Here is a 22442-nt window from a genome sequence, read left to right as displayed (position 1 = left end):
GTCCCCGTGAGACATGTCATCGCCCTCGATGTGGGCGGCACCGGGATGAAGGCCGCCCTGGCGGGGCCTGGGGGCGAGCTGCTGCACCAGGCGCGCCGGGCCACCGGCCGCGAGCGGGGACCCGAGGCGGTCGTCGCGGGCATCCTCGACTTCGCCGCCGAGCTGCGGGCCTACGGCGCGGACCGGTTCGGCGAGCCGGCCCGCGCCGCGGGTGTCGCCGTCCCGGGCATCGTCGACGCCGAGCGCGGCGTCGCCGTGTACGCGGCCAACCTCGGCTGGCGCGACGTACCGCTGCGGACGCTGCTCGGCGAACGGCTCGGCTCCATCCCGGTCGCCCTCGGGCACGACGTGCGCACCGGCGGGCTCGCCGAGGGCCGGATCGGGGCCGGCCGGGGCGCCGACCGGTTCCTGTTCGTGCCGCTGGGCACGGGGATCGCGGGCGCCATCGGCATCGACGGCCGGGTCGAGGCGGGCGCCCACGGCTTCGCGGGCGAGATCGGCCACGTCGTCGTGCGCCCCGGCGGCATCGCCTGTCCGTGCGGTCAGCGCGGCTGCCTGGAGCGGTTCGCGTCCGCGTCGGCGGTCAGCCAGGCGTGGGCCCAGGCCTGCGGCGACCCCGGGGCGGACGCGGCCGACTGCGCCAAGGCCGTCGAGTCGGGGGACGCCCGCGCGCTCGCGGTGTGGCAGGACGCCGTGGACGCGCTCGCCGACGGGCTGGTCACCGCGCTCACCCTGCTGGACCCACGCGTCCTGATCATCGGTGGCGGCCTCGCCGAGGCGGGGGAAACCTTGTTCACACCGCTGCGGGACGCCGTCCGGCGGCGCGTCACCTTCCAGAAACTGCCGGAGATCGTCCCCGCCGCACTCGGGGACACCGCCGGTTGCCTGGGTGCCGGGCTGATGGCCTGGGACCTGCTCGACACCACTGCTCCGCCTGCTCCGCCTGCTCCGTCTGCTCCGTCTTCCACAGCTTCCACGGCCGCCACGGCCGCGACTCCCCCGGAGGTAACCACCTGATGGCCCCAAGCAAGGTTCTCGCCGGTGCCCGGGTGGTACTGCCCACCGGGACCGTGGACGACGGCCGCGTGATCGTCGACGGCGCGCGGATCGCGGACACGGCTCCCCCGCAGGCCGAGACCGTCGACCTGTCGGGCCACTGGGTGGTCCCCGGCTTCGTCGACATCCACAACCACGGCGGCGGCGGCGCCTCCTTCGCCGGCGGCACCGCCGAGGAGATCCTGGGCGGCGTCGAGACCCACCGCCGGCACGGCACCACCACGGTGGTCGCCTCCGCCGTCACCGGCGACCTGGACTTCCTCGCCCGGCACGCCGGGATGCTCGCCGAGCTGGCGCAGCAGGGCGACATCGTTGGCATCCACTTCGAGGGGCCGTTCATCTCGCCGTGCCGCAAGGGCGCGCACGACGAGCAGCTGCTGCGCGACCCGGACCCGGCCGAGGTGCGCAAGCTGGTCGACGCGGCACACGGGCACGCGAAGATGATGACGCTGGCGACCGAGCTGCCGGGCGGCCTGGACTCCGTACGGCTGCTGGTCGAGCACGGCGTCATCGCGGCCGTCGGGCACACCGACGCGACGTACGAGCAGACCGTGCAGGCCATCGACGCGGGCGCCACCGTCGCCACGCACCTCTTCAACGCGATGCCCCCGGTCGGTCACCGCGCCCCGGGTCCGATCACGGCGCTGCTCGAGGACGAGCGGATCACCGTCGAGCTGATCAACGACGGCACCCACCTGCACCCGGCCGCGCTCCAGCTGGCCTTCCACCACGCGGGTGCCGCCCGGGTCGCCTTCATCACCGACGCGATGGACGCGGCCGGTTTCGGCGACGGCCGCTATCGGCTCGGCCCGATGGAGGTCGAGGTCGCGGACGGCGTGGCCCGGCTGGTGGAGGGCGGCTCGATCGCGGGCTCCACACTCACCCTGGACCGCGCCTTCAAGCGGGCGGTGACGGTGGACCGGCTGCCCGTCGGGGACGTGGTCGCCGCGATCTCCGCCAACCCGGCGCGGCTGCTCGGCCTGGACGACCGGATCGGCTCCCTGGAACCGGGCAAGGACGCCGACCTCGTCGTCCTGGACGACGCCTTCGACCTGGTGGGCGTGATGCGCCGGGGCGCATGGGTGGTCGATCCCCAACTGGGCTGATCCGTCCCCGACTCCGCTCCCGGGGCCGGACGTCACCGGTCGGACCCGGGGGCTGGGCCGACCGCCTCCCGTTTGGCATGATCGTGTCGTGGAGCACAACTCCGCGGGCACACCCAGCCGCAGACGATCGGGGGAGGTCGGCACGGTGATCCTCACCGTCACTCTCAACACCGCGCTCGACATCACCTACCGCGTCCAGGGCCTCAGGCCGCACGCCTCGCACCGGGTGACGGAGGTGACCGAGCGGCCCGGCGGCAAGGGGCTGAACGTGGCCCGCGTGCTGGCGGCCCTCGGGCACCAGGTGACGGTCACCGGCTTCACGGGCGGCACCACCGGGGGCGTCGTGCGCGAGGGGCTGACCGGCGTTCCCGGGGTGACCGACGCGCTGCTGCCGGTCGCGGGGGCCACCCGGCGCACCATCGCCGTAGTCGACGAGCGCACCGGCGACACCACCCAGCTCAACGAGCCGGGCCCGGCCGTGGCGCCCGCCGAGTGGAACGCCTTCCAGGAGGCGTACGAGGACCTGCTGGCCGGCGTGGCCGCGGTGGCGCTGTGCGGCAGCCTGCCGCCGGGCGTCCCGGTGGGCGCCTACGCCGGGCTGGTGCGGGTCGCGCGGGCCGCGGGCGTACCGGTGCTCCTGGACACGAGCGGGGAGCCGCTGCGGCGGGGGCTGGCCGCCCGCCCGGACCTGATCAAGCCGAACGCCGACGAACTGGCCGAGCTGACCGGCTCGCACGAGCCGCAGCGGGCCGCACAGGCCGCCCGGCGCCGCGGTGCCCGCTCGGTGATCGCCTCGCTCGGCGCCGAGGGGCTGCTCGCGGTGACCCCGGAGGGCCGCTGGCGGGCCGCGCCGCCGGCGCACGTGCGCGGCAATCCGACCGGCGCGGGCGACTCCGCGGTCGCCGGCCTGCTCTCCGGTCTGGTGGAGCACCTGCCCTGGCCGGACCGGCTGGCCCGCGCGGTCGCCCTGTCGGCGGCGACGGTGCTGGCGCCGGTGGCGGGCGAGTTCGACCGGGCGGCGTACGAGGAGCTGCTCGGGCGCGGGGTCGCGGTGACGGCGGAGGCGGGCGCGGCCTGAGTGCGGGCTCCGGGCGCGGTTGCCCGGGCCCGCCCGGTCACTCGGACTGGAGCGAGAGCGTGTCGAGGACGAGGTCGCACTTGTTGCCCTCGTTGCACGCCATCTCGATCGTGTTGGTGCCCTCGTTGAGGTTCACGTTGGCCCAGGTGGTCTGCCAGCCCTTTTCCCAGTCGCCCTCGGGCGTGCCGCCGAAGTTCTTCATGTTCAGCGGGCGCGAGGAGGCCTTGCCGTTGATGACCAGGGTCGCGTCGGCGTCCTTGCCCGGGATGCCGTAGCGCACGTTCAGCCGGTAGCTGCCGGCCTCCTCGATGCCGTCGACGGTCCAGGTGACCTTGGCGCCGACCTGGTTGAAGCCCGTGACGTAGACGCCACCGTCGGACTCGGCGCCGTCGAAGTCCGAGGCGGTGCCCATGCCGGGCGACAGGCGCAGCGCCTTGGCGTCGGCGGAGGGCAGCTCGACCTCGTCCTCGGCGCTCTCGCTCGCCGACGGGCTGGGTCCGGTGCTCTCGGACTGGGTGGGGGTCGCGTCGCCGCCCGCCTCGTTGCCGCCCTTGTCGTCGTCGGAGCCGCTGCTCGTCATGGCCACGGCGATGCCGATGACCACGGCGGCGACGACCGCCACCGCGCCGATCAGCAGGCCCTTGGTGTTGGGGCCGCGGCGTCCGCCGCCCCCGCCGTGCCCGGACGGCTGCTGCGGGCCCGCGGGACCGCCGCCGTTGCCGGGGAAGGTCTCCGGCGCGGCGTAGTGCGCGTTCGGCTGCCCGTACGCCCCCTGCGGCTGACCGTAGGCGCCCTGCTGGGGCGGGGCGGCCTGGCCGTAGGCGGCGGTCTGCGCGCCCTGGCCCTGCGGTGCCCCGTACTGCCGTGTGCCGACGGGACGCACCCGGTTGACGGAGTTCGGGTAGCCGTAGCCACCGGACGGCGGCTGGGCCCCGTTGGCCTGCCCGTCGGCGTAGAGGTAGCCGAAGGGGTCGTCGTCCTCGGGCGTGCTCGCGCCGTTGTTGCCGGGCGTCATCCCTAGGTCTCCTAACCAGATGCGGTGCGTGGTGCGGTACGGGTCGTGAGAGGGCGAGCCTACCCGTTCTCACACACCCAAAAGGGTGACTCAGACCGCATCAGGGCGCCGACCTGGTGATCATCCGGCTCGGCGGTGCTGTTTGGGACGAGATCGTTTCTCGACGTACATCCGTTCGTCAGCGGACTTCAACACCTCGTCCGCCGTCATGCCGCAGTGGGCCCAGCCGATGCCGAAACTGGCGCCCACCCGGACGGCCCGGCCCTCGGCGCGGATCGGCTGGATGATCTCGCCCCGCAGCCGTACGGCGAGGTCCTGGGCGTCGGCCCGGCCGAGCCCGTTGGCGAGGATCACGAACTCGTCGCCGCCGAGCCGGGCCACGGTGTCGCCGTCCCGGACGCCGCCGCTGAGCCGCCGGGCGACCTCGATGAGGACGGCGTCGCCCGCGTTGTGCCCGAACCGGTCGTTGATCGACTTGAAGCCGTCCAGGTCGCAGAAGAGGACCGCGAGCCCCTTGGTGCCGTCGTCGCGCCCGTCCTCGGGGGCCACGGCGTGCACGTGGTGGTCGAAGGCGCCGTACGGCTCGGCGGCGGCGGAGAAGTCGAAGGTGTGGCCGCCGGAGTCGAACACCGCGGAGTTCCCGTAGGCGGCGTCCATGGCGTCGGCCACCGCCGCGTGCGACGACTGCGGACGCTGGCACAGCCGGGCGGCCAGCCGGGACCGCAGCTCGGCGCTGTTCGGCAGGCCGGTGAGGGAGTCGTGCGAGGCGCGGTGGGCGAGGTGCAGCTCGCGGCGCTTGCGCTCCTCTATGTCCTCGACGTGGGTGAGCAGGAAGCGCGGTCCGTCGGCGGCGTCGGCGACGACGCTGTTGCGCAGCGAGACCCAGACGTAGGTGCCGTCGCGGCGGCCCAGGCGCAGCTCGGCCCGGCCGCCCTCGGCGGAGGTGCGCAGCAGGGTGCCGATGTCCTCGGGGTGGACGAGGTCGGAGAAGGCGTAGCGGCGCATCGAGGAGGCGCGGCGGCCCAGCAGCCGGCACAGGGCGTCGTTGGTGCGCAGGATGCGGCCGTGCTGGTCGCCGCCCATCTCGGCGATGGCCATGCCGGAGGGTGCGTACTCGAAGGCCTGCCGGAAGCTCTCCTCGCTGGCCCTGAGCGCCTGCTGGTCGCGCTCCAGGCGGACCAGGGCGCGCTGCATGTTGGAGCGGAGCCGGGCGTTGCTGATCGCGATGGCGGCCTGGAACGCATACATCTGCAAAGCCTCGCGGCCCCAGGCGCCGGGGCGGCGGCCGTTGCGCGGCCGGTCCACGGACAGGACGCCGATCAGCTCGCCGCTGTTGCCGGCGCCCTGCGGGCCCGGCGCGTACATCGGGGCGAAGAGCCGGTCCGAGGGGTGCCACTCGTCCTCGAAGCGGGGCGCGGGCCCGTCGGTGTACCACTGCGGGACGTCGTCGTCGTCGAGGACCCAGCCCTCGGTGTGGGGTATGAAGATCAGGTCGCCCCACTGCTCGCCCATGCCCAGGCGCCGGTCCCAGGACTCGCGGGAGCCCGAGCGGCCGGTGATGAGCGCCTCGGCGGCCGGGTTGCCCGCGAAGGCGGCGACGACGAGGTCTCCGTCGGGGCCGACCAGGTTGACGCACGCCAGCTCGTAGCCGAGGGCCTGGACGACGCCGTCCGCGACGGCCTGCAGGGTGTCGGCCAGGCTGCGGGCCTTGTTCATGTCGGCCATGGCCTGGTGCAGCTGCCGCAGCGAGGCAAGGCGGACATAGGGCTCCGAGTCGGTCTCCATGCTCGCCCTCCCCCCGAGACCTCGCAGTGCATCAAGGGTTCTCTTCGGCGCCTTTACTGATGGTGCCCTTGCAGGTTCCCCGCCACTGAATCACAGCGCGCTCCCCACTCGGTACACAGGGTCAACAATTAGCGCTCCTTGTGACTCAAGTCACAACGAAACATGAACAATTGAGTGGGGATTCTGCGCTTTCCCTGCGCGTTTACCGAACGCAAAGTTTGTGGGTATGCGCACGTCTCCTCCCCCCGCCTCCTCCCGTGGTCCTAGGTCCCGGTTCGGACCGGGGCCCGATGCCCGGTCCACGCCCCGGAGATTAGCGTGACGGGGTGCCGAACACTCCGCCTCTCACGTATCCCGGGTCCCCCGCGGCCCCCGCGTCCCCGTTGCCGTCGCCCGCCTCCGGGCATGCTGAGGGGGTGAGCAACGAGGAGTTCCGTGCCGCCATGTCCCGGCTGGCCTCGGGCGTGGTCCTGGTGACCGCGCAGGAGCCGCCGCTGGACCCGGACGACCCGCTGGCGCCACGCGGCGAGGACGTCGGAATGACGGCCACCGCCTTCATGTCGGTGTCCCTGGACCCGCCGCTGGTCCTGGTCAGCCTGCGCGAGGGCTCCCGCATGGACGACCTGCTGGACGAACAGCCCCTGTGGGCCGTGTCGGTCCTCTCCGAGAGCCAGCGGCACATCGCGGGCCGCTTCTCGATGAAGGGCCGCGTCAGCGACCGCCTCCTGTTCGCCGACATCCCGTACGCGCGGGGGGAGACGACCGGGGCGCCCCTGGCGGGCGGCGCCCTGGCGACCCTGGAGTGCCGCACCGAACAGCGGGTGCCGGCCGGCGACCACACCCTGGTGATCGGCCGGGTCCTGACCGCCACGCTGCCGAGCGCGGACGGGGGCCCGCTGACGTACTTCCGGGGCCGGTACCGGCAGCTGGGCTGAGCGGCACTTGGCTCGTCCGGCGCGCGGGCGCCCACCTAGGTCCTGTCGTCACCTTCCCGTCGTCCGCCCGGAGGGCGGGCTCGGCGGCGTCAGGTGCGTGCTCTGGGGCCCCGGCCGGAGGCTGGGAGAGTGCCGGGCGTCGACCGGCGTACTGGTTGTACGTGGTCGGCGCCCGGTGCGGCGAGTGGGGGGTACCTCCCACGCCCTTGAGGCAGTGGGGGGAGCGTGCATGGCGTCGCCGAGCAGACGGGAGGGTGACGACAGGACCTAGGGTGCGCGCATGACGACCAGCACCGGGCCCCGACTGGAGCCGATCACTCCCGCGAACATCGAGGCCGCCCTCGCCGTCCGGGTGCGCCCCGAGCAGGAATTCGCCGTCGACCCGGTGGTGAAGTCCCTCGCCGAGGCCTACGTCCACCCCCAGAAGGCCTGGCCGCGCCTGATCCTCGACGGCGACCGTCCGGTCGGCTTCCTCATGGGCTTCTTCGGCGTCGACTGGTACGACGACGGCAGCGCGCTGCGCTCCGGCCTGTGGCGCCTGAACATCGCCGCCCAGGAGCAGGGCCGGGGATACGGCCGCTTCGCCGTGCGGGAGGTGGCCGCCGAGATACGGCGCCGCGGCGGCACGGAGTGCTTCGTCACCTGGCACCCCGGCGAGCACGGTCCCGAGAACTTCTACCTGGGCCTCGGTTTCCGTCCGAACGGGGAGAAGGCCGAGGAGGAGACGGTCGGCGTGCTGGAGCTGGACTGAGAGCGGGCCCGCCCGGTCAGTCCCAGCCCCGCGCGGAGCGCCCGCGCTTGGTGTCCGAGCGCTGCTTCTTCTCCCGCAGCCGGCGTTCGTTGATGCCGCGCGGGATGCGGGTCGGCCTGCGGGGCCTGGGCGGGGGCGCGGTGGCCTCGGCGAGGAGGGCGGCCAGGCGTACGGCGGCGGTCTCCCGGTTGCGCCACTGGGAGCGGTGCTCGGAGGCGCGGACGGTGACGACCCCGTCGGACAGGCGCCCGGCCAGCCGCTCCAGCGCCCGCTGCTTCCACACCTCGGGCAGGGACTCGGTCCGCGCCAGGTCGAAGCGCAGCTCCACCGCGGTGTCCGTGGTGTTGACGTGCTGTCCGCCGGGCCCCGAGGAGCGCGAGAAACGCCAGACCAGCTCGGCCTCGGGCAGGGAGACGGAGCCGCGGATGACATGGGGACCGGACATGCCCTCCATGTTCGCGTCCACGGGCTGCCCGCGTCACTCGAATATCCTGATCCCGCTCTTGGTAAAGAAAGTAAAGAGAGGCGGAACCTTGTGGACCCCTCTCGACGTTCATGGTGGTAGCTGTAGCTTTCTTGCCGTACGTAAACGAGGGAAGGGACTCCCAACAATGGCTGTAAGCCTGTCCAAGGGTGGCAACGTCTCGCTCACCAAGGAGGCTCCGGGCCTGACCGAAGTCACCGTGGGGCTCGGCTGGGACGTCCGCACCACCACCGGCACCGACTTCGACCTCGACGCCTCCGCGATCGCGGTCAACACGCAGGGCAAGGTCTACTCCGACGCCCACTTCGTCTTCTTCAACAACAAGCAGACGCCGGACAACACGATCGTCCACACCGGTGACAACCGCACCGGCGAGGGCGCCGGCGACGACGAGGCGATCAACGTCAACCTGGCGGGTCTCCCGGCCGACATCGAGAAGATCGTCTTCCCGGTCTCGATCTACGACGCCGAGAACCGCTCGCAGAACTTCGGCCAGGTGCGCAACGCCTACATCCGCATCCTCAACAAGGCCGGCGGCGCCGAGATCGCCCGCTACGACCTGTCCGAGGACGCGGCCACCGAGACCGCCATGGTCTTCGGCGAGCTGTACCGCAACGGCGCCGAGTGGAAGTTCCGCGCCGTCGGCCAGGGCTACGCCTCGGGCCTGACGGGCATCGCCCAGGACTTCGGCGTGAACGTCTGAGGTTCACCCGCCCGTTGTTCCGTACGAAGGCCCCCCGGACGTCCGGCCGGGGGGCCTTCGGCGTTCCGTCGGCCGGGCGCGTCGGGGTCGGCGCGGGGGGCCTCACGGCAGCAGGCGCTGCTCCTTGGCCACCGCGACCGCGCCGGCCCGGGTGTCGACGCCGAGCTTGTCGTAGATGCGGCGCAGATGCGTCTTCACCGTGGCCTCGCTGATGAACAGGGCGCGGGCGATCTCCCGGTTGCCGAGACCGGTGGCGAGCTGGGCCAGGATGTCGCGCTCGCGGTCGGTGAGGGCGGGGCGCGGCTTGCGCAGGTTGGCCATGACCCGGCCGGCGACCGGCCCGGACAGGGCCGTACGGCCCTGGGCGGCGGCGTGGATGGCCGCGAACAGCTCCTCGGGGCGTTCGGCCTTCAACAGGTAGCCGGTCGCGCCCGCCTCGATGGCGCGGGTGATGTCGGCGTCGGTGTCGTAGGTGGTCAGGACCAGGACGTGCGGTGTCCGGGCGGGGGCGGCTCCGGTGGCGGCCGTGAGGCGGCGGGTGGTCTCCACGCCGTCGATGCCCGCCCCCAGCTGAAGGTCCATCAGGACGACGTCCGGCGCCAGCCGTGCGGCGAGCGCGAGCGCCTCCTCACCGGTGCCCGCCTCGCCGACCACCTCGATGCCGGGGGCGCTGTCGAGCAGGGCGAGCAGCCCGGCGCGTACGACGACGTGGTCGTCGCAGACCAGGATGCGCACGGGGGCGGCGGCCGGGCGGGGGGCGGCGGGGTCGGTCATCGCGGGGCCTCCTGCGGGCCGGCCGGGTCTGCCGGGTCGGTTCGGGGCGGGTCCAGGGGGATCGCGGCGGACAGGGCGGTGCCCTCGCCGGGCGCGGACTCGACGGTCAGGGTGCCGCCGAGCTGGCGCAGGCGGGCATGCATGGCGGGCAGCCCGTGCCCGCGCGTCCCGGCGGGGGCGTCGGACGGCTCGGTGGGATCGAAGCCGTGCCCGTCGTCGGTGACGTCCAGGACGACCTCGTCGTCGAGGAGGGTGAGGCTGAGCGCGGCGCTGGACGCGCCCGCGTGCTCCCGGACGTTGGCCAGGGCGCCCTGGGCGATGCGCAGCAGGGCCGACTGGACGCGGTCGGGCAGCGGCGGGACGCGGGCGCCGTCGTCGACGTGGACGCGGACGGTGAGGTGGTCGCCGGACTCCCGGGCGGCCAGGGCCCGCAGCGCCGCCTCCAGGCCGCCGCCGCGGGCGAGGTCGGCCGGGGCCAGGTCGTGCACGAAGCGGCGGGCCTCGGCCAGGTTGTGCTCGGCGACGGAGGCGGCGCCCCGGACGTGGGTGCGGGCCTTGTCCTGATCGGACTCCCAGACCCGCTCGGCGGCCTGGAGCAGCATCCGCTGGCTGGACAGGCCCTGGGCGAGACTGTCGTGGATCTCCATCGACAGCCGCTGGCGCTCCGCGAGGGTGCCCTCGCGGCGTTCGGAGGCGGCGAGTTCGCGGCGGGTGCGGATCAGGTCGTCGATCAGGGCGCGCTGCCGGGCCGCCTGCCGTTCGGTGTGCAGGAACACGGCCGCGGCGATCGCGGCGACGGCGGGCGGGGCGAGCAGCAGGTTGGGGTCGAAGCGCCCCGCGAGACGGAACTGCGCGGCGACGACGAACACCGTCAGGACGGTGACCAGCACCAGCGCCGCCCGGGCGGGCAGGGTGCGCAGGCCGGTGTAGAAGAGGGGCACCGCGCACCAGGAGAAGCTGGGCGCGAGGACGACGAGCACCATCCACACCACGACCACGAGGCCCAGCCGGACCAGCCGTCGCCGGGCTGCCGGGGTGCCGGGACCGGACGGCTCGGGGCCGCTCAGGACCGGCCCGAGCAGGTGGAGCACCGCGAGGGTGAGGGACAGGGCGAGGATCCACGGGGTGCGGGGCTCGCCGGGGTGGCGCAGCAGGAAGCGGGCGAGGGCACCGCCGAGCAGCAGGAAGAACGCCACGTGCATCACGGCACCGAGCCACCGGCCGTCCGCGCCGGCCGCGTCGTACGGCTTCGGCATCCGGCACCCGCCTCCTCTCGCCCGTCTCTCCTGCTTCGCTGTCCCCCAACGTGCCGCAGAAGAGCGCTGAGCTGCGCGAACACTCCCATGGTGCCCTCTTCGGACGCCCTGCGGGTCAACCGATCGGACGACCCCTCCGTCGCCCGTTCCGTCGGCCACGAGCAGCCGGAACGGCGACCGTGGGCCCCCGGTGCGGGCCGGAGAGTGGAGAGCACGAAGCCGACCGCCCCACCCGCAGGAGCAGATCACCATGAAGAAGACCCTCTCCCGTCGTGCCCGCATCGCCACCGGCGGTGCCGTGCTCGCCGCCGTCGCCGCGGGCACCTTCGGCACGGTGGCCGCGAACGCCTCCGCCCCCGAGGCGGCCCAGGACTCCGCGGTGTCGGCCGCCCCGGCCGCCGCGGCCGGAAAGCGCGACACCACCACCTCCACCCACCTGACGATCGACGCCGCCACCGAGGCCGCGCAGGCCGCGCTGAAGGCCGCCAAGAAGGAGGGCCAGCGGATCACGGTCGCGGTCGTCGACCGCAACGGCAACACGATCCTCACCCTGCGCGGCGACGGCGCCGGTCCGCAGTCCTACGCGTCGGCCGAGAAGAAGGCGTACACGGCCGTCTCCTGGAACGCTCCGACCAGCGAGCTGGAGGGCCGCCTGGAGAACGCCCCGAACCTGAAGGACATCCCGGGCACGCTGTTCCTGGGCGGCGGCGTCCCGGTCACCGCGGGCAAGGCGCCGATCGCCGGTATCGGCGTCGCGGGCGCCCCGTCCGGCGCCCTGGACGAGAAGTTCGCCCAGGCCGGGGCGGCGGCGCTGCGCTAGGGGGTGTCGTTTGGATCAGGCCGGCTCCAGGCAACGGTGCCTAGTGGCCGACCCGAGCGGGGGCGATGGGGGCCCCTCCCGCGCGAGCGAAGCCGAGCGTGGGGGAGCGTGCAGCTGCAAGGCGGAGGAGGGCGACAGGGCGGAGCCCTGGCAACCGACGACAACGCCGCAGATGTGCGTGCCAGACCCCGCGCCCCGCGGCAAGATCCAAACGACACCCCCTAGGGCCTGTCCGGCCCGCCGCTCTCGGTCCCCCTCGGTCCCAACAGCCGCTCCCAGCGGGCGTTTCACGTGAAACGACCCATAGGATCACGAGGTGCGCACCCCTCGTCTGCTCGTAGCCGCCGCCACCGTCGTCGCCCTTGCGGCGTGCAGTGGCGGCGGCGCGGTCGAGGGCGCCCCCGGCGGCTCGGGCGTGCGCGACCCGTACTTCCCCAAGGCGGGCAACGGGGGCTACGACATCGGCCACTACGACCTGAGGCTGGACTACGACCCCGACCCCGACGCCGATACCGACGCCGATACCGACGCCGACGCCGGCTCTAGCGCCGGGCACCTCACCGGCACGGCGACGATCACCGCCCGTGCGACCCGCGACCTGTCGGCCTTCGACCTCGACCTCAAGGGCCTGGACGTCGAGGAGGTCACGGTCGAGGGCCGGGACGCCCGGTTCAACCGGGCCGGACAGGAACTGACGGTCCGCCCGGCGGAGGAGCTGAACGACGGGGAGACGTTCCGGGTGACCGTCCGGTACTCCGGCGAGCCGGAGACGATCACCGACCCCGACGACTCCGAGGAGGGCTGGCTGCCCACCGCCGACGGCGCGGTCGGGCTGGGCGAGCCGACGGGCTCGATGGCCTGGTTCCCCGGCGGCCACCACCCCTCCGACAAGGCGACGTACGACCTCGCGATGACCGTGCCGGAGGGCCTCGGCGTGGTCTCCAACGGCGAGTTGCGGGGCGAACGGACCCGGGACGGCCGTACGACGTTCACCTGGCACACCGCCGAGCCGATGGCGAGCCATGTCGTCACCGTCGCCGTCGGCGAGTGGGAGACCGCCCGCTCCACCACGGACGACGGTCTGCCGGTGTACACGGCCGTCGACCCGACGCAGGCCGACGCGAGCCGGAAGGTCCTGAAGCGGATCCCCGAGATCATGGACTGGGCGCGGGAGAACTTCGGCTCCTACCCCTTCTCCTCCACCGGCGCGATCGTCGACCGCGACGAGGACGCCGGGTACGCCCTGGAGACCCAGAACCGGCCCTACTTCCCCGGCGCCCCCGACACCGTCCTGCTCGTCCACGAACTCGCCCACCAGTGGTACGGGAACTCCGTCAGCCCGAAGACCTGGCGGGACATGTGGCTCAACGAGGGCTTCGCCACCTACGCGGAGTGGCTGTGGGAGGAGGACCACGGCGGCGACACGGCCCAGGAGACCTTCGAGGCGCTCTACGACGGGACGTACTACGACGACGAGGCCGCGAACGACTCGATCTGGGCGTTCCCGCCCGCGGACCCGCCCGACGCGGCGCACATCTCCGACAGCCCCGTCTACCAGCGGGGCGCGATGGTCCTGCACAAGATCCGCGAGACGGTCGGCGACGACGCCTTCCGGGAGCTGCTGCACGGCTGGGCCGCCGCCCACCGCCACGGCAACGCGGACACCGAGGACTTCACGGCGTACGTGGAGAAGTCGGCGCCGGACGAGGACTTCTCGGAGATCTGGGCGGACTGGCTGCGCGGGGACGGCCGGCCGGACGCGCCGTGAGCCGCCCGCTCGTCCGTCGGGCGCCTCACCCCTCGTGGCCGCCGAAGGTTTCGAGCAGCAGGGCCAGGTCCGGCGGCCAGAGCGGCTCGGGCGCAGCGGCGAGTTCGGCCCGGCTCCACCAGCGCCAGGTGAGGATGCCGTCCGCGGCGTGCGCGGCGGCCAGGTGGGGGCCGGTGGGCTCCCGGCGGGGGCCCCGGGCGACGTAGATGTGCTCGTACTGGCGGACGGGGCCGACGCTCAGGTGGGTGAAGTCGTGTTCCCAGGTGCAGAGCAGCGGGCCCGGTTCCAGGTCGGTCCAGCCGGTCTCCTCGCGCACCTCGCGCAGGGCGCCCTCGCGGGGGTTCTCGTCCGCCTCCAGACCGCCGCCGGGCATCGCCCAGTGCACGCCGACCTCGACGTTGTCGTAGCGCAGGAGGAAGACGGCGCCCTCGGGGTCGAGCACCGCGACGCGGGCGGCGCGGCGCGGGGTGCGCGGCCGGTCGCTCTCCAGCTCCCTGCGCAGCACGGCGCAGGGGCGGTCGGATTGGAGGTCGCGGCGGTGGTCGACGGCCGTGTAGCCGAGGGCGGTCCAGAAGGAGAGCGCGTCGGTGTTGCCGTCGAGGACGGCGAGCCGTACGGCGGTGCGGCCCGCGGCGCGGAAACGGTCCTCGACGAGGTTCGCGAGCCGTCTGCCGTGTCCCTGCCGGGTCAGCCCCGCGTCCACCATCAGCAGCCCGATCCAGGGGTCCGGGTCGGACGGGTCGGGGTGCCGGGCGAGCGTCACCGCGACCCCGACCAGCCGGCCCGCGTCCCTGGCCAGCAGCACCTCGGCGCCGGGCCGCGCCAGTTCGTCGGCGAGCGCGGTCGCGACCTGCTCCGGACGGATGTCCCGCGGGTCGGGGAAGTCGCCGCTGAGCGCGTGGAAGGCCCGGTGGGAGGCGTAGAGAGCGGTGAGTTCGGTGAGAACGGGGCCCGGGAGGTCGTGGTCGGGGGTGAGGGTGAGCGGGGTGAGGATCACCCGGGCAACCTATCCGTCCGTCGGGCCCTGCGCCCCGGACCTGTCCAGGTCGGAGAGGTCGAGGACGAAGCGGTGGCGGACGTCGCCCCGGTCGAGGCGGTCGAGTGCCTCGTGCACACGGGCGGAGGGGAGGAGTTCGATGTCGGCGGTGATGCCGTGCGCGGCGCAGAAGGCCAGCATCTCGGCGGTTCCCTTCCGGCCGCCGCTGCCCGCGGAGCTGAGCTTCTTGCGGCCGATGAGCAGGTCGAGGGTCTCCAGGGTGACCGGTCCCAGGTGCCCGAGGTGGCTGAGGGTGCCGTCCAGGGCGACCAGGCGGAGGTAGGCGCCGAGGTCGTGCGGGGCGGAGACGGTGTCGATGAGGATGTCGAACCGGTCGCGGGCGGCGGCCATCCGCTCGGGGTCCGTCGAGACGACGAGTTCACGCGCGCCCAGTCTGCGCGCGTCCTCCGCCTTGTCCGGCGACCGGCTGATCACCGAGGTGTCGGCGCCGAGCGCGACCGCGAACTTCACGGCGAGGTGGCCGAGGCCGCCGAGACCGGCCACGGCGACGCGGGTGCCGGGTCCGGCGCCGAGGGCGCGCAGCGGCTCCCAGACGGTGATCCCGGCGCACAGGAGCGGGGCGGCGGCGGCCGGGTCCAGAGCGGCGGGGAGGGCGTACGCGAACCGTTCGCCGAGCACGTACTCACGGGAGTAGCCGCCGAGGGTGGTCGAGCCGTCGACGCGGTCGGTGCCGCCGTAGGTCAGGGTGGGGAAGGCGTGGCAGAAGTTCTCCTGGCCGATCCGGCACATGGCGCACGCGCCGCAGGAGTCGACGATGTTGCCGACGGCGACCGGGTCACCGGCTTGGAAGCGGGTGACCTCCGTCCCGGTCGCCGTCACCACGCCCGTGAACTCGTGTCCGGGGACGAGGGGATCCGGCCCCCCGTGCGTGCCGCCGCGGGCCCGGAGGGCGTGCAGGTCCGTGTGGCAGACGCCGCAGTAGTCGACCCGGACGGCGAGGTCGTCGGGGCGCAGGTCGCGCCGTTCCAACCGGGCACGGCGCAGCGTCGGGGTCGTCGCGGTGCCGTTCCCGGGCTCCGCCTGCCAGCCCACTGTGGTCCTCATGGCTCTTTCCCGCTCCTCAGACAGACTGTTCGGTCTATTTGACCGTAAGCGCGCTTGCCGGATTTGGCAAACCAACTGTTCTGTTTGGGCATGGGATACCCTGAGTCCATGCCCGCCCGCACCCCCGACCGCACCCCCGACCAGCCCCTGACCTCCCGCGGCGCCGCCACCCACCGGCGCATCCTGGACGTCGCGACCCGGGAGTTCGCCGAACACGGGATCGCCGGGGCGCGCATCGAGCGGATCGTGGCCGCCGCACGCACCAACAAGGCGCAGCTGTACGCGTACTTCGGCAGCAAGGACGGGCTGTTCGACGCGATCTTCTTCGGCTCGCTGGACCGCATCGTGAACGTCGTCCCGATCGACGCCGGCGACCTGGCGGACTGGGCCGTGCGCCTCTACGACGAGTACCTGCGCCGCCCCGACCTGATCCGGCTGGCCACCTGGGCGCGGCTGGAGCGGCGTCCGGCGGGGCATCTCGTCGACGACGCCGACCGCCGCGACGACGCCAAGCTCCGGGCCGTCGCCGAGGCCCAGGCGGCGGGCCGGGTGCGGCCGGGGGACCCGTTCGACGTGCTGGCCCTCGTCATCGCCATGTCCATGTCCTGGTCACCGGTCAGCAACGTCTACGCGGCGACCGCCGACGAGCCCGAGGACGTACACGACCGCCGACGCGCCCTGCTCCGCGACGCGGTCCGGCGCGCCACCTCACCGGACTGACCTCAGCGGGCCCCGGCGACCCGGCCGCCCCCGGCGGCGCGCTCCCCCTGGAGCCTGGTGAGCCGCGAGACGAAGAGCACGGCGAACACAGTGCTCACGACGGCGACGACGTCGCCGCCCAAGGCGTTGAGGACGGTCTCCCTGGCGCCCGCGGCGGTCTTCCTCTCGTCCCAGGTCTGGTAGGCGCTGAGTTCCGTCGCGAGGTGGGCCACCCAGAGCCACCACCAGGTGTGCATCAGCCACCGTCCGGCACCCGCCGGGCGGCCGGTCGTCGCCGTCCAGATGTCGTTCGCGATCTGCTTGGGCAGGAGGACGTTGGCGACGGGGATGAACCAGGAGCCCACCGCCAGGCCCGGCCGGTAGCGGATGCGGCCCGGCGCGAACGACTCGGCGTTCTGCCGCATCCGGCGGAACCAGCACACCCACACGACCGCCGCCGCCAGCAGCACCAGCAGGCCCAGGCCCTCGGCCACGAAACCCGTCACCTGCAGCGCCCTGAAGTCGTCGATACCCCGGGGGGACGACGAACCGTCCCGCCCGCCCAGCTCCCCGTGGACGGTCGCGAGGACGGTGACATTGAACAGCACCGGTACGACGAACAGGATGAGCAGGACGTTCAGCGCCGTGGCCAGCCCCTTCGCCGGGCGGGCGGGCGGCGGGGCGTACGGCGACGGGGTGGCGGGTGCCGCCGCGGGGGGCGGCGTGGAGTACGGCGAGGGCCGGGCGGCCCCGGGACCCGCGTCGAGCGGCGAGCGGCCCTGCCACGGGGGCGTCGCCGGACCGAACGCGGCGGGCGGCGGCCCGAAGCCCGCGGCGGGAGCCGCTCCGAGCGGCGCCCGGTCCTCCGGGTCCTCGCTGTCCAGGAGCTGTACGGCGTGCCGGCCCAGCTCCGCCAGCACCTCGCCGGGCAGCCACGCGCCGCCCGGGGTGCCGTCCGCGCCCGCCGTGTCCTCGATCGACGTCAGCAGCTCTTCGGGGGCGGGGCGCTTCTCGGGCTCCTTCACCAGGCAGGCCGCGACGACACCCTGCCAGGGTTCGGGGACCCCGGTCAGGTCCGCCTCCTCGGTGGCGATGCGGAAGAGCAGCGAGTGCAGCCCGCCCTCGTCGGTGCCGAAGGGCATCCGGCCCGTCGCCGCGTAGGCCAGCACCGCGCCGAGGCAGAAGACGTCACTCGCGTACGACACCTTCTCCCCGCGCACCTGCTCGGGGGACATGAAGCCGGGCGACCCCACGACGGCGCCGGCCTTGGTGAGGCCCTCGGCGGACTGCGTGGACGCGTCCAGGGCGCGGGCGATACCGAAGTCGATGACGCGGGGGCCGTCGATCGTCACCAGGACGTTGGAGGGCTTGAGGTCGCGGTGGACGAGGCCGGCGCCGTGGACGGCCTGCAGCGCCCTCGTCAGTCCCGCCGCCAGCACCCGCAGGGTGGGGGAGGGCAGCGGCCCGTACTGCCGGTCGACGACCTCGGCGAGCGAGGGCCCGGCGACGTACCCGGTGGCGACCCAGGGGGTGGGCGCGTCGGTGTCGGCGTCCAGCACCGGCGCGGTCCACTCACCGCCGACGCGCTGTGCCGCCCTCACCTCCTGCGCGAAGCGCCGCCGGAAGTCCGGCATGCGGGCCAGTTCCTCCCGGACGGTCTTGACGGCCACCGTCCGGCCCCGGTCGGAGCGCGCCAGGTACACCCGGCCCATACCGCCCTCACCGAGCCTGCCGAGCAACCGGTACCTGCCGATCCGTTCGGGATCATCCGGAATCAACCCGTCCATGCCTGCTCCCTCTCCCCCGGCGACACCTTGCGCACCGGGATTGGGGACGAGGATAGAGACCGGGAGTGACGCGTGGAAAAGCCGGTGCTCCTGGTGCAGTTGAGCCCGTCACGGCCCGGGGCGGCCGTGGCCTCGGACGCGCACCCGTCCGTCTCCGCACCGCCGTCCGTCTCCGCGCCGCTGTCCGTGACACCATCACCTGCGTGCTCGACATCGGCTACGCCCTCTCCACCCGCTTCCCGGACCCGCCGCAGACGGACTACCGCCGCGCGGACGTCCACGCCCTGCGGCACGACCTGTTCTGCGGGGACGTGTACCTCGCCGACACCAAGGCGGACCGGGAACTGTCCACAGCCTGGGGATGGGTGCCGGTGCTCGACTTCGCCTGGGCGCTGTGCGACATCGTGGAGCACGTCGACCGGGACCCGGCGGGCTCCCGGGCCGCCCGGCCGCAGCGGGCGGAACTGGACTTCACCGAGTCCACCGACCGCCTGCTCTTCGAGCGCCGCTTCGGCTGGGTCGACATCGAGGCGGAGTGGCTGCCGGCGGACGAATCCCCGCTCTCCTTCTCCCACACCGAACTGCGCCGCGAGGCCCGGGACTTCCTGCACGACCTGCTCGCCGACCTCACCGACCTGCACGAGGACCTAGCGGACAACCCGGCCGTCTGGTCCCTGCAGGCCCGCTTCCCGCGGATCCCGTGAGGGCCCCACCAAGTCGCCGGGGCCTGCTCAGCGGAGCAGTTCCTCGGACCGGTCCCAGAGGTCGCGGGCGAGGCCGGCGTCGAGGGCGAGCGGGCTGAGCCTGCCCGGCGCACCCTTCGCGTAGAACTCGCCCGAGGTCCAGTGGCGGCCAGGGTCGCCCTCGGCGAGCCGGACGAGCTGTTCCGCGCCCTTTTCCGGGGTGGTGAGCAGGAGGGAGCGCGAGAGCCGGTTGGTCGCGAGGAACCTCATGAGGCGACTGGTGGTCTCCGAGCCGAAGTTGGTCGCGACGTTGCCCGGATAGAAGACGGCGGCGGAGACCCCGCGCGCGTGGTAGCGGCGGTGCAGTTCCTTCGTGAACAGGACGTTTTCGAGTTTGGCCGCGTTGTACGCCCGAACGGGGTCGTAGTCCTTGTCGTGGTCGAGGTCGTCGAGGTCGAGGGTGCGCACCATGCCGCCCCGCAGGGTGGTCGTCTGGATGACCGCCGCTTGCGAGTCGGTGAGCCTGTCCATCAGCAGGTTCGTGAGAAGGAACGGAGCCAGATGGTTGATCTGGAACGTCTTCTCGAAGCCGTCGGTGGTCTTGGCGCGGTCCCCGAAGACCCCACCGGCGTTGTTGGCGAGTACGTCGATCCGGGCGTACCCGTCGTGGTGCGCGGCGGCGAGTTGCCGTACCTCGTCCAGGCGGGTGAAGTCGGCCACGAAGTGGTCCGCGCCGATGGAGGCCGCCACGGCCTTCGTCTTCTGCGGCGACCGGCCGACGACCACCACGGTGTGCCCGTCCCTCGCCAGCATGCGCGCCGCGGCTGCGCCGATGCCGTCGCTGGCGCCCGTCACCACGACCACCTTGGTCTGTTCCATGGTCCACTCCCACCGACTGGTTCACTGTACCGTTTGTGAGACACAGTCTCACTCTTGAACTACGGTACCATCGTGGTATGGCGACGGAACGGACGGGAGCGCGAAGCGGCGCACGGGCGCTCGCCCGGCAGGCGATGAAGGCCCAGGTGTCGGCCATGGCCTTCGACCTGTGCGTGGAGCGCGGATACGACAACACGACCGTCGAGGACGTCTGCGCGGTCGCGGGAATCTCCCGCAGCACGTTCTTCCGCTACTTCACGTCCAAAGAGGACGCGCTCCTGGGAGATGTCGCGGACGCCGGGGAGCATCTCCTCGCCGCCCTCCGGTCCCGGCCCGACGGCGAACCGGTCTGGGATGCCCTGCGGCATGCGCTGGGCGCGCTGATCGAGCAGTACGCGGCCGATCCCGAGCGGGGCCGACGACTGACACGGCTGATCCACGGCGCCCCGGCTCTGGCGGCCGCCCACCACGAAAAGCACGCCGGCTGGTACGCGCTCCTCCGGCCGGAGCTGGCGCGACGACTCGGCGCCGACCCCTCGGACGCGCTGGACCCGCGCCCGTCCGCGCTGATCGGGGCCGCCTTGGGCTGCGTCGATGCCACTCTCGCCAGCTGGGCCGAGGGGGACACGGGGACGTCTCTCGAGGATGTCCTGCACCGCGCCATGGGGTCGATCAACGCCTGAAGCGCGGCCCGCCCTACTCCTCCCCCAGCACCCGCACTCCCAGCTCCGCCGCCAGGACCGGGGCCAGGTCGAGGAGTTGGGTGGGGCTGATCACCGCGCCCGAGAGGCGGTCCACGCCGCGGGAGAGGTCCAGTGGGGCGGCGCCGCGCAGGTCGACGTCGGTGAGGGTGGCGGCGCTGAGGTCCGCCTGCTTCAGGGCGCAGTCCACGAACTCGACCCGCTCCAGACGGGCGCCCCCGAAGTCCGGCTCGACCAGGACGCAGCTCTCGAAGACGACGTCCTTGAGGCGGGCCCGGCGCAGATTGAGGTAGTCGATCTTGCCGCCGCGGATCAGGACCCGTTCCAGTACGGCGCCGTGCAGCTGGGTGCCGCCGAGGCGGGCGTCGAGCAGCTCGACGTCGCGCAGGGTCGCCTCCGCGAGGTTCGTGCCGACGCCCCGGACGCCGGTGAGGCGGGTGTCGAGCAGCCGGGCGGCGCGCAGTGACGCCTCGTCCAGCGCGCAGCCGGTCAGCGCGCAGTCCATGAAGCGGGCGCCCGCGCCGTCCTGGCCGGTCAGGTCCGTCTCCCGGAAGTCCAGCGCGTCGTAGTCCCCGTCCCGCGCCAGGCCGCCGTCGTCCTCGTACGGCGTGAGCGGCGGCAGGCGCAGCTCCGGGCGTCTCGCCCCCCGGACCGTCGCCGTGCCGCGCCCGCCCGCCGTTCCCGCCGTTCTCCTCGCCATGGGGTCATGCTGCACCCTGCCACTGACAACCCCGTCCGGCCTGCGGAAATCTCCCTTCTTCCGGCGGCATGTCACATCCGGTACCCCCTCGGCCGTCGTACGGGCAGACAGGCGCCGTGCCAGGCGACCCGACCGCGACCCCGAACCGAGGGAGAACCCGAGCCATGCATCGCATCACCGTCATCGGCGGCGGCTTCGCCGGACTGACCGCGGCCATCACCGCCGCCGAGGCGGGCGCCAAGGTCACCGTCCACGAGGCCCACCACACGCTCGGCGGTCGGGCCCGGACGGCCGACGGCCCCTACCGGACCAATGACGGCCCGCACGCCCTCTACAACGGCGGCCCGCACTGGGCCTGGCTGCGCCGGCGCGACCTGATCGGCCCGCTCGCGCCCATCCCGCCGCTGGAGGCGGCCCGGCTGCGGCTGCGGCACAAGGGGGTGCTGCGCCGCACCCCGCCCTTCGCCATGCTGAAGCTGCTGCGCCGCAGTGTCGGGCCCGCACCGGTCGACGTCGACTTCCTGACCTGGGCGACCGGGATCGCGGGTGAGGAGGGGGCCCGGGCCGCCGCCCACTACTGCGCGGTCGCCCTCTTCCACCACGATCCCGGGTCGCTGTCCGCCGCCTTCGTGCAGGAGCGGCTGCGCCGGGCCGCCAAGCTGCCGCCCGAGGCGCACTACCCGCGCGGCGGCTGGGCCGGGGTCGTGGACCGGATGGCCGCCCTGGCCTGGAACCTCGGGGTGCGGATGGAGACGCTCTCCCGCGTGGACACGCTGCCCACCGACGCCCCCGTCATCGTCGCCACCTCCCTCGACGCGGCCCGCCGGCTGCTGGACGACCCCGCGCTGACCTGGCCGAGCGGCCGCACCACCCTGGTCGACCTGGCCGTACGGACCCGGCGCGGCGACGCCTTCGCCGTCTCCGACCTGGACGCGCCGGGCTGGATCGAGCGGTTCACGGCGCAGGACCGCACGCTGGCGCCGGCGGGCGAGCAGCTGATCCAGGGGCAGGTCCCCATCGCACCGCACGAGTCCAAGGCGGACGGCACCGCACGCGCCGAGCACCTGCTCGACCTGGGCTTCCCCGGCTGGCGCGAGCGGCTGACCTGGCGGCGCGAGGCGGTCGCGAACGGCCGCACCGGCGCCGTCGACCTGCCCGGCACCACCTGGCGCGACCGGCCGGCCGTCGACCGCGGCGACGGCGTCTACCTCGCCGGTGACCAGGTCGCCTCGCCCGGCCTGCTCTCCGAGGTCTCCTTCAACAGCGCCCTGACGGCGGTCTCCCTCGCGCTCGGACGGCGCGAGCTTGACCTCAAGCGAGCTTGACCTCAAGCGGGCTTGAGGTCGTTGAGTGGGACCCTC

General features: G+C 73.6%; 22 protein-coding genes. 12 read left to right on the top strand and 10 right to left on the bottom strand.

What is annotated here, in order from left to right; genetic code table 11:
- Positions 1 to 6: 6 nt before the first annotated feature.
- The 3 genes from ACZ7MF_RS00835 to ACZ7MF_RS00825 all read left to right on the top strand — a co-directional run bounded on the left by ACZ7MF_RS00835 (position 7) and on the right by ACZ7MF_RS00825 (position 3240).
- The gene (locus ACZ7MF_RS00835; protein ID WP_471473706.1) at positions 7 to 1017 is read left to right on the top strand and encodes an ROK family protein; all 1011 of its coding nucleotides are present in this window, start codon (positions 7 to 9) and stop codon (positions 1015 to 1017) included.
- The gene (gene nagA / locus ACZ7MF_RS00830; protein ID WP_471473705.1) at positions 1017 to 2162 is read left to right on the top strand and encodes an N-acetylglucosamine-6-phosphate deacetylase; all 1146 of its coding nucleotides are present in this window, start codon (positions 1017 to 1019) and stop codon (positions 2160 to 2162) included. Before ACZ7MF_RS00835 ends, nagA begins: the two co-directional genes overlap by 1 nt.
- Before the next feature lie 145 nt (positions 2163 to 2307).
- Entirely contained in the window at positions 2308 to 3240 is a 933-nt protein-coding gene (locus tag ACZ7MF_RS00825; protein ID WP_471475161.1) for a 1-phosphofructokinase family hexose kinase, read from the top strand.
- A gap of 37 nt (positions 3241 to 3277) precedes the next feature.
- On the opposite strand, the gene ACZ7MF_RS00820 is transcribed toward ACZ7MF_RS00825, so the two are convergent.
- Complete coding sequence (locus tag ACZ7MF_RS00820) at positions 3278 to 4255, bottom strand: CBM35 domain-containing protein (protein WP_471473704.1); 978 nt, start codon at positions 4253 to 4255, stop codon at positions 3278 to 3280.
- 120 nt (positions 4256 to 4375) lie between these two features.
- Entirely contained in the window at positions 4376 to 6040 is a 1665-nt protein-coding gene (cdgB, locus tag ACZ7MF_RS00815; protein WP_356863430.1) for a diguanylate cyclase CdgB, read from the bottom strand.
- 326 nt (positions 6041 to 6366) lie between these two features.
- Here cdgB and ACZ7MF_RS00810 point away from each other — a divergent pair, with 326 nt between their 5' ends.
- Together ACZ7MF_RS00810 and ACZ7MF_RS00805 are read left to right on the top strand one after the other, a co-directional pair.
- Positions 6367 to 6975, top strand: a complete 609-nt coding sequence (locus ACZ7MF_RS00810) for a flavin reductase family protein (protein ID WP_471473702.1) — start codon at positions 6367 to 6369, stop codon at positions 6973 to 6975.
- Between the two features lie 280 nt (positions 6976 to 7255).
- Complete coding sequence (locus ACZ7MF_RS00805; RefSeq protein ID WP_471473700.1) at positions 7256 to 7726, top strand: GNAT family N-acetyltransferase; 471 nt, start codon at positions 7256 to 7258, stop codon at positions 7724 to 7726.
- 16 nt (positions 7727 to 7742) lie between these two features.
- On the opposite strand, the gene arfB is transcribed toward ACZ7MF_RS00805, so the two are convergent.
- On the bottom strand, positions 7743 to 8180 hold the full coding sequence (arfB, locus tag ACZ7MF_RS00800; RefSeq protein ID WP_471475159.1) for an alternative ribosome rescue aminoacyl-tRNA hydrolase ArfB: 438 nt from the start codon (positions 8178 to 8180) through the stop codon (positions 7743 to 7745).
- Between the two features lie 157 nt (positions 8181 to 8337).
- Here arfB and ACZ7MF_RS00795 point away from each other — a divergent pair, with 157 nt between their 5' ends.
- On the top strand, positions 8338 to 8913 hold the full coding sequence (locus tag ACZ7MF_RS00795) for a TerD family protein (protein ID WP_471473698.1): 576 nt from the start codon (positions 8338 to 8340) through the stop codon (positions 8911 to 8913).
- Between the two features lie 102 nt (positions 8914 to 9015).
- Here ACZ7MF_RS00795 and ACZ7MF_RS00790 read toward each other — a convergent pair whose 3' ends face one another.
- A complete protein-coding gene (locus ACZ7MF_RS00790) occupies positions 9016 to 9687 on the bottom strand; it encodes a response regulator (RefSeq protein ID WP_471473696.1) in 672 nt (223 codons plus the stop codon).
- Positions 9684 to 10943 carry a sensor histidine kinase gene (locus ACZ7MF_RS00785; protein WP_471473695.1) on the bottom strand — a complete coding sequence of 420 codons (1260 nt, stop codon included), beginning with the start codon at positions 10941 to 10943 and terminating at the stop codon, positions 9684 to 9686. Before ACZ7MF_RS00785 ends, ACZ7MF_RS00790 begins: the two co-directional genes overlap by 4 nt.
- A 250-nt stretch (positions 10944 to 11193) precedes the next feature.
- Between ACZ7MF_RS00785 and ACZ7MF_RS00780 the strand changes: the two genes are divergently transcribed.
- Positions 11194 to 11763, top strand: coding sequence for a GlcG/HbpS family heme-binding protein (locus ACZ7MF_RS00780; RefSeq protein WP_471473693.1), 570 nt, complete (start codon positions 11194 to 11196; stop codon positions 11761 to 11763).
- A gap of 316 nt (positions 11764 to 12079) precedes the next feature.
- Positions 12080 to 13531, top strand: coding sequence for a M1 family metallopeptidase (locus ACZ7MF_RS00775; protein ID WP_471473692.1), 1452 nt, complete (start codon positions 12080 to 12082; stop codon positions 13529 to 13531).
- 25 nt (positions 13532 to 13556) lie between these two features.
- Here the strand turns inward: ACZ7MF_RS00775 and ACZ7MF_RS00770 are convergent, their stop codons facing one another.
- Together ACZ7MF_RS00770 and ACZ7MF_RS00765 are read right to left on the bottom strand one after the other, a co-directional pair.
- Entirely contained in the window at positions 13557 to 14528 is a 972-nt protein-coding gene (locus ACZ7MF_RS00770; protein WP_471473690.1) for a GNAT family N-acetyltransferase, read from the bottom strand.
- A 9-nt stretch (positions 14529 to 14537) separates the two neighbouring features.
- On the bottom strand, positions 14538 to 15632 hold the full coding sequence (locus ACZ7MF_RS00765; RefSeq protein ID WP_471473689.1) for an NAD(P)-dependent alcohol dehydrogenase: 1095 nt from the start codon (positions 15630 to 15632) through the stop codon (positions 14538 to 14540).
- 108 nt (positions 15633 to 15740) lie between these two features.
- Between ACZ7MF_RS00765 and ACZ7MF_RS00760 the strand changes: the two genes are divergently transcribed.
- Positions 15741 to 16352: a TetR/AcrR family transcriptional regulator gene (locus ACZ7MF_RS00760; protein ID WP_471473687.1), complete on the top strand. Its 612-nt coding sequence runs from the start codon at positions 15741 to 15743 to the stop codon at positions 16350 to 16352.
- A gap of 2 nt (positions 16353 to 16354) precedes the next feature.
- On the opposite strand, the gene ACZ7MF_RS00755 is transcribed toward ACZ7MF_RS00760, so the two are convergent.
- A complete protein-coding gene (locus ACZ7MF_RS00755) occupies positions 16355 to 18118 on the bottom strand; it encodes a protein kinase domain-containing protein (RefSeq protein WP_471473686.1) in 1764 nt (587 codons plus the stop codon).
- A gap of 203 nt (positions 18119 to 18321) precedes the next feature.
- Here ACZ7MF_RS00755 and ACZ7MF_RS00750 point away from each other — a divergent pair, with 203 nt between their 5' ends.
- On the top strand, positions 18322 to 18822 hold the full coding sequence (locus ACZ7MF_RS00750; protein ID WP_471473684.1) for a hypothetical protein: 501 nt from the start codon (positions 18322 to 18324) through the stop codon (positions 18820 to 18822).
- 27 nt (positions 18823 to 18849) lie between these two features.
- Here ACZ7MF_RS00750 and ACZ7MF_RS00745 read toward each other — a convergent pair whose 3' ends face one another.
- Positions 18850 to 19680 (bottom strand): SDR family NAD(P)-dependent oxidoreductase, encoded by an 831-nt coding sequence (locus ACZ7MF_RS00745; protein WP_471473683.1) that lies wholly within the window; start codon positions 19678 to 19680, stop codon positions 18850 to 18852.
- 77 nt (positions 19681 to 19757) lie between these two features.
- Here ACZ7MF_RS00745 and ACZ7MF_RS00740 point away from each other — a divergent pair, with 77 nt between their 5' ends.
- Positions 19758 to 20363, top strand: coding sequence for an acyl-CoA-like ligand-binding transcription factor (locus ACZ7MF_RS00740; RefSeq protein ID WP_471473681.1), 606 nt, complete (start codon positions 19758 to 19760; stop codon positions 20361 to 20363).
- Between the two features lie 13 nt (positions 20364 to 20376).
- On the opposite strand, the gene ACZ7MF_RS00735 is transcribed toward ACZ7MF_RS00740, so the two are convergent.
- Entirely contained in the window at positions 20377 to 21081 is a 705-nt protein-coding gene (locus tag ACZ7MF_RS00735) for a pentapeptide repeat-containing protein (protein ID WP_471473679.1), read from the bottom strand.
- A 164-nt stretch (positions 21082 to 21245) separates the two neighbouring features.
- On the opposite strand from ACZ7MF_RS00735, the gene ACZ7MF_RS00730 reads away from it, so the two are divergent.
- Positions 21246 to 22406: an NAD(P)-binding protein gene (locus tag ACZ7MF_RS00730; protein WP_471473678.1), complete on the top strand. Its 1161-nt coding sequence runs from the start codon at positions 21246 to 21248 to the stop codon at positions 22404 to 22406.
- The last annotated feature ends 36 nt before the right edge of the window (positions 22407 to 22442 follow it).

This window comes from Streptomyces sp. NPDC111628, from assembly GCF_055635195.1.
The sequence above is the reverse complement of the archived record's forward strand: the minus strand, read 5'-3'. Positions and strand labels throughout refer to the sequence as shown.

Excerpts from the sequence above, each read along its gene's own strand:
- cdgB (WP_356863430.1), bottom strand. The coding sequence starts at position 6,040 with ATGGAGACCGACTCGGAGCCCTATGTCCGCCTTGCCTCGCTGCGGCAG.
- ACZ7MF_RS00755 (WP_471473686.1), bottom strand. The coding sequence starts at position 18,118 with ATGGACGGGTTGATTCCGGATGATCCCGAACGGATCGGCAGGTACCGG.
- ACZ7MF_RS00745 (WP_471473683.1), bottom strand. The coding sequence starts at position 19,680 with ATGGAACAGACCAAGGTGGTCGTGGTGACGGGCGCCAGCGACGGCATC.
- ACZ7MF_RS00730 (WP_471473678.1), top strand. The coding sequence starts at position 21,246 with ATGCATCGCATCACCGTCATCGGCGGCGGCTTCGCCGGACTGACCGCG.
- ACZ7MF_RS00760 (WP_471473687.1), top strand. The coding sequence starts at position 15,741 with ATGCCCGCCCGCACCCCCGACCGCACCCCCGACCAGCCCCTGACCTCC.
- ACZ7MF_RS00805 (WP_471473700.1), top strand. The coding sequence starts at position 7,256 with ATGACGACCAGCACCGGGCCCCGACTGGAGCCGATCACTCCCGCGAAC.
- nagA (WP_471473705.1), top strand. The coding sequence starts at position 1,017 with ATGGCCCCAAGCAAGGTTCTCGCCGGTGCCCGGGTGGTACTGCCCACC.
- ACZ7MF_RS00790 (WP_471473696.1), bottom strand. The coding sequence starts at position 9,687 with ATGACCGACCCCGCCGCCCCCCGCCCGGCCGCCGCCCCCGTGCGCATC.
- ACZ7MF_RS00785 (WP_471473695.1), bottom strand. The coding sequence starts at position 10,943 with ATGCCGAAGCCGTACGACGCGGCCGGCGCGGACGGCCGGTGGCTCGGT.
- arfB (WP_471475159.1), bottom strand. The coding sequence starts at position 8,180 with ATGGAGGGCATGTCCGGTCCCCATGTCATCCGCGGCTCCGTCTCCCTG.
- ACZ7MF_RS00780 (WP_471473693.1), top strand. The coding sequence starts at position 11,194 with ATGAAGAAGACCCTCTCCCGTCGTGCCCGCATCGCCACCGGCGGTGCC.
- ACZ7MF_RS00765 (WP_471473689.1), bottom strand. The coding sequence starts at position 15,632 with ATGAGGACCACAGTGGGCTGGCAGGCGGAGCCCGGGAACGGCACCGCG.
- ACZ7MF_RS00820 (WP_471473704.1), bottom strand. The coding sequence starts at position 4,255 with ATGACGCCCGGCAACAACGGCGCGAGCACGCCCGAGGACGACGACCCC.
- ACZ7MF_RS00735 (WP_471473679.1), bottom strand. The coding sequence starts at position 21,081 with ATGGCGAGGAGAACGGCGGGAACGGCGGGCGGGCGCGGCACGGCGACG.
- ACZ7MF_RS00740 (WP_471473681.1), top strand. The coding sequence starts at position 19,758 with ATGGCGACGGAACGGACGGGAGCGCGAAGCGGCGCACGGGCGCTCGCC.
- ACZ7MF_RS00795 (WP_471473698.1), top strand. The coding sequence starts at position 8,338 with ATGGCTGTAAGCCTGTCCAAGGGTGGCAACGTCTCGCTCACCAAGGAG.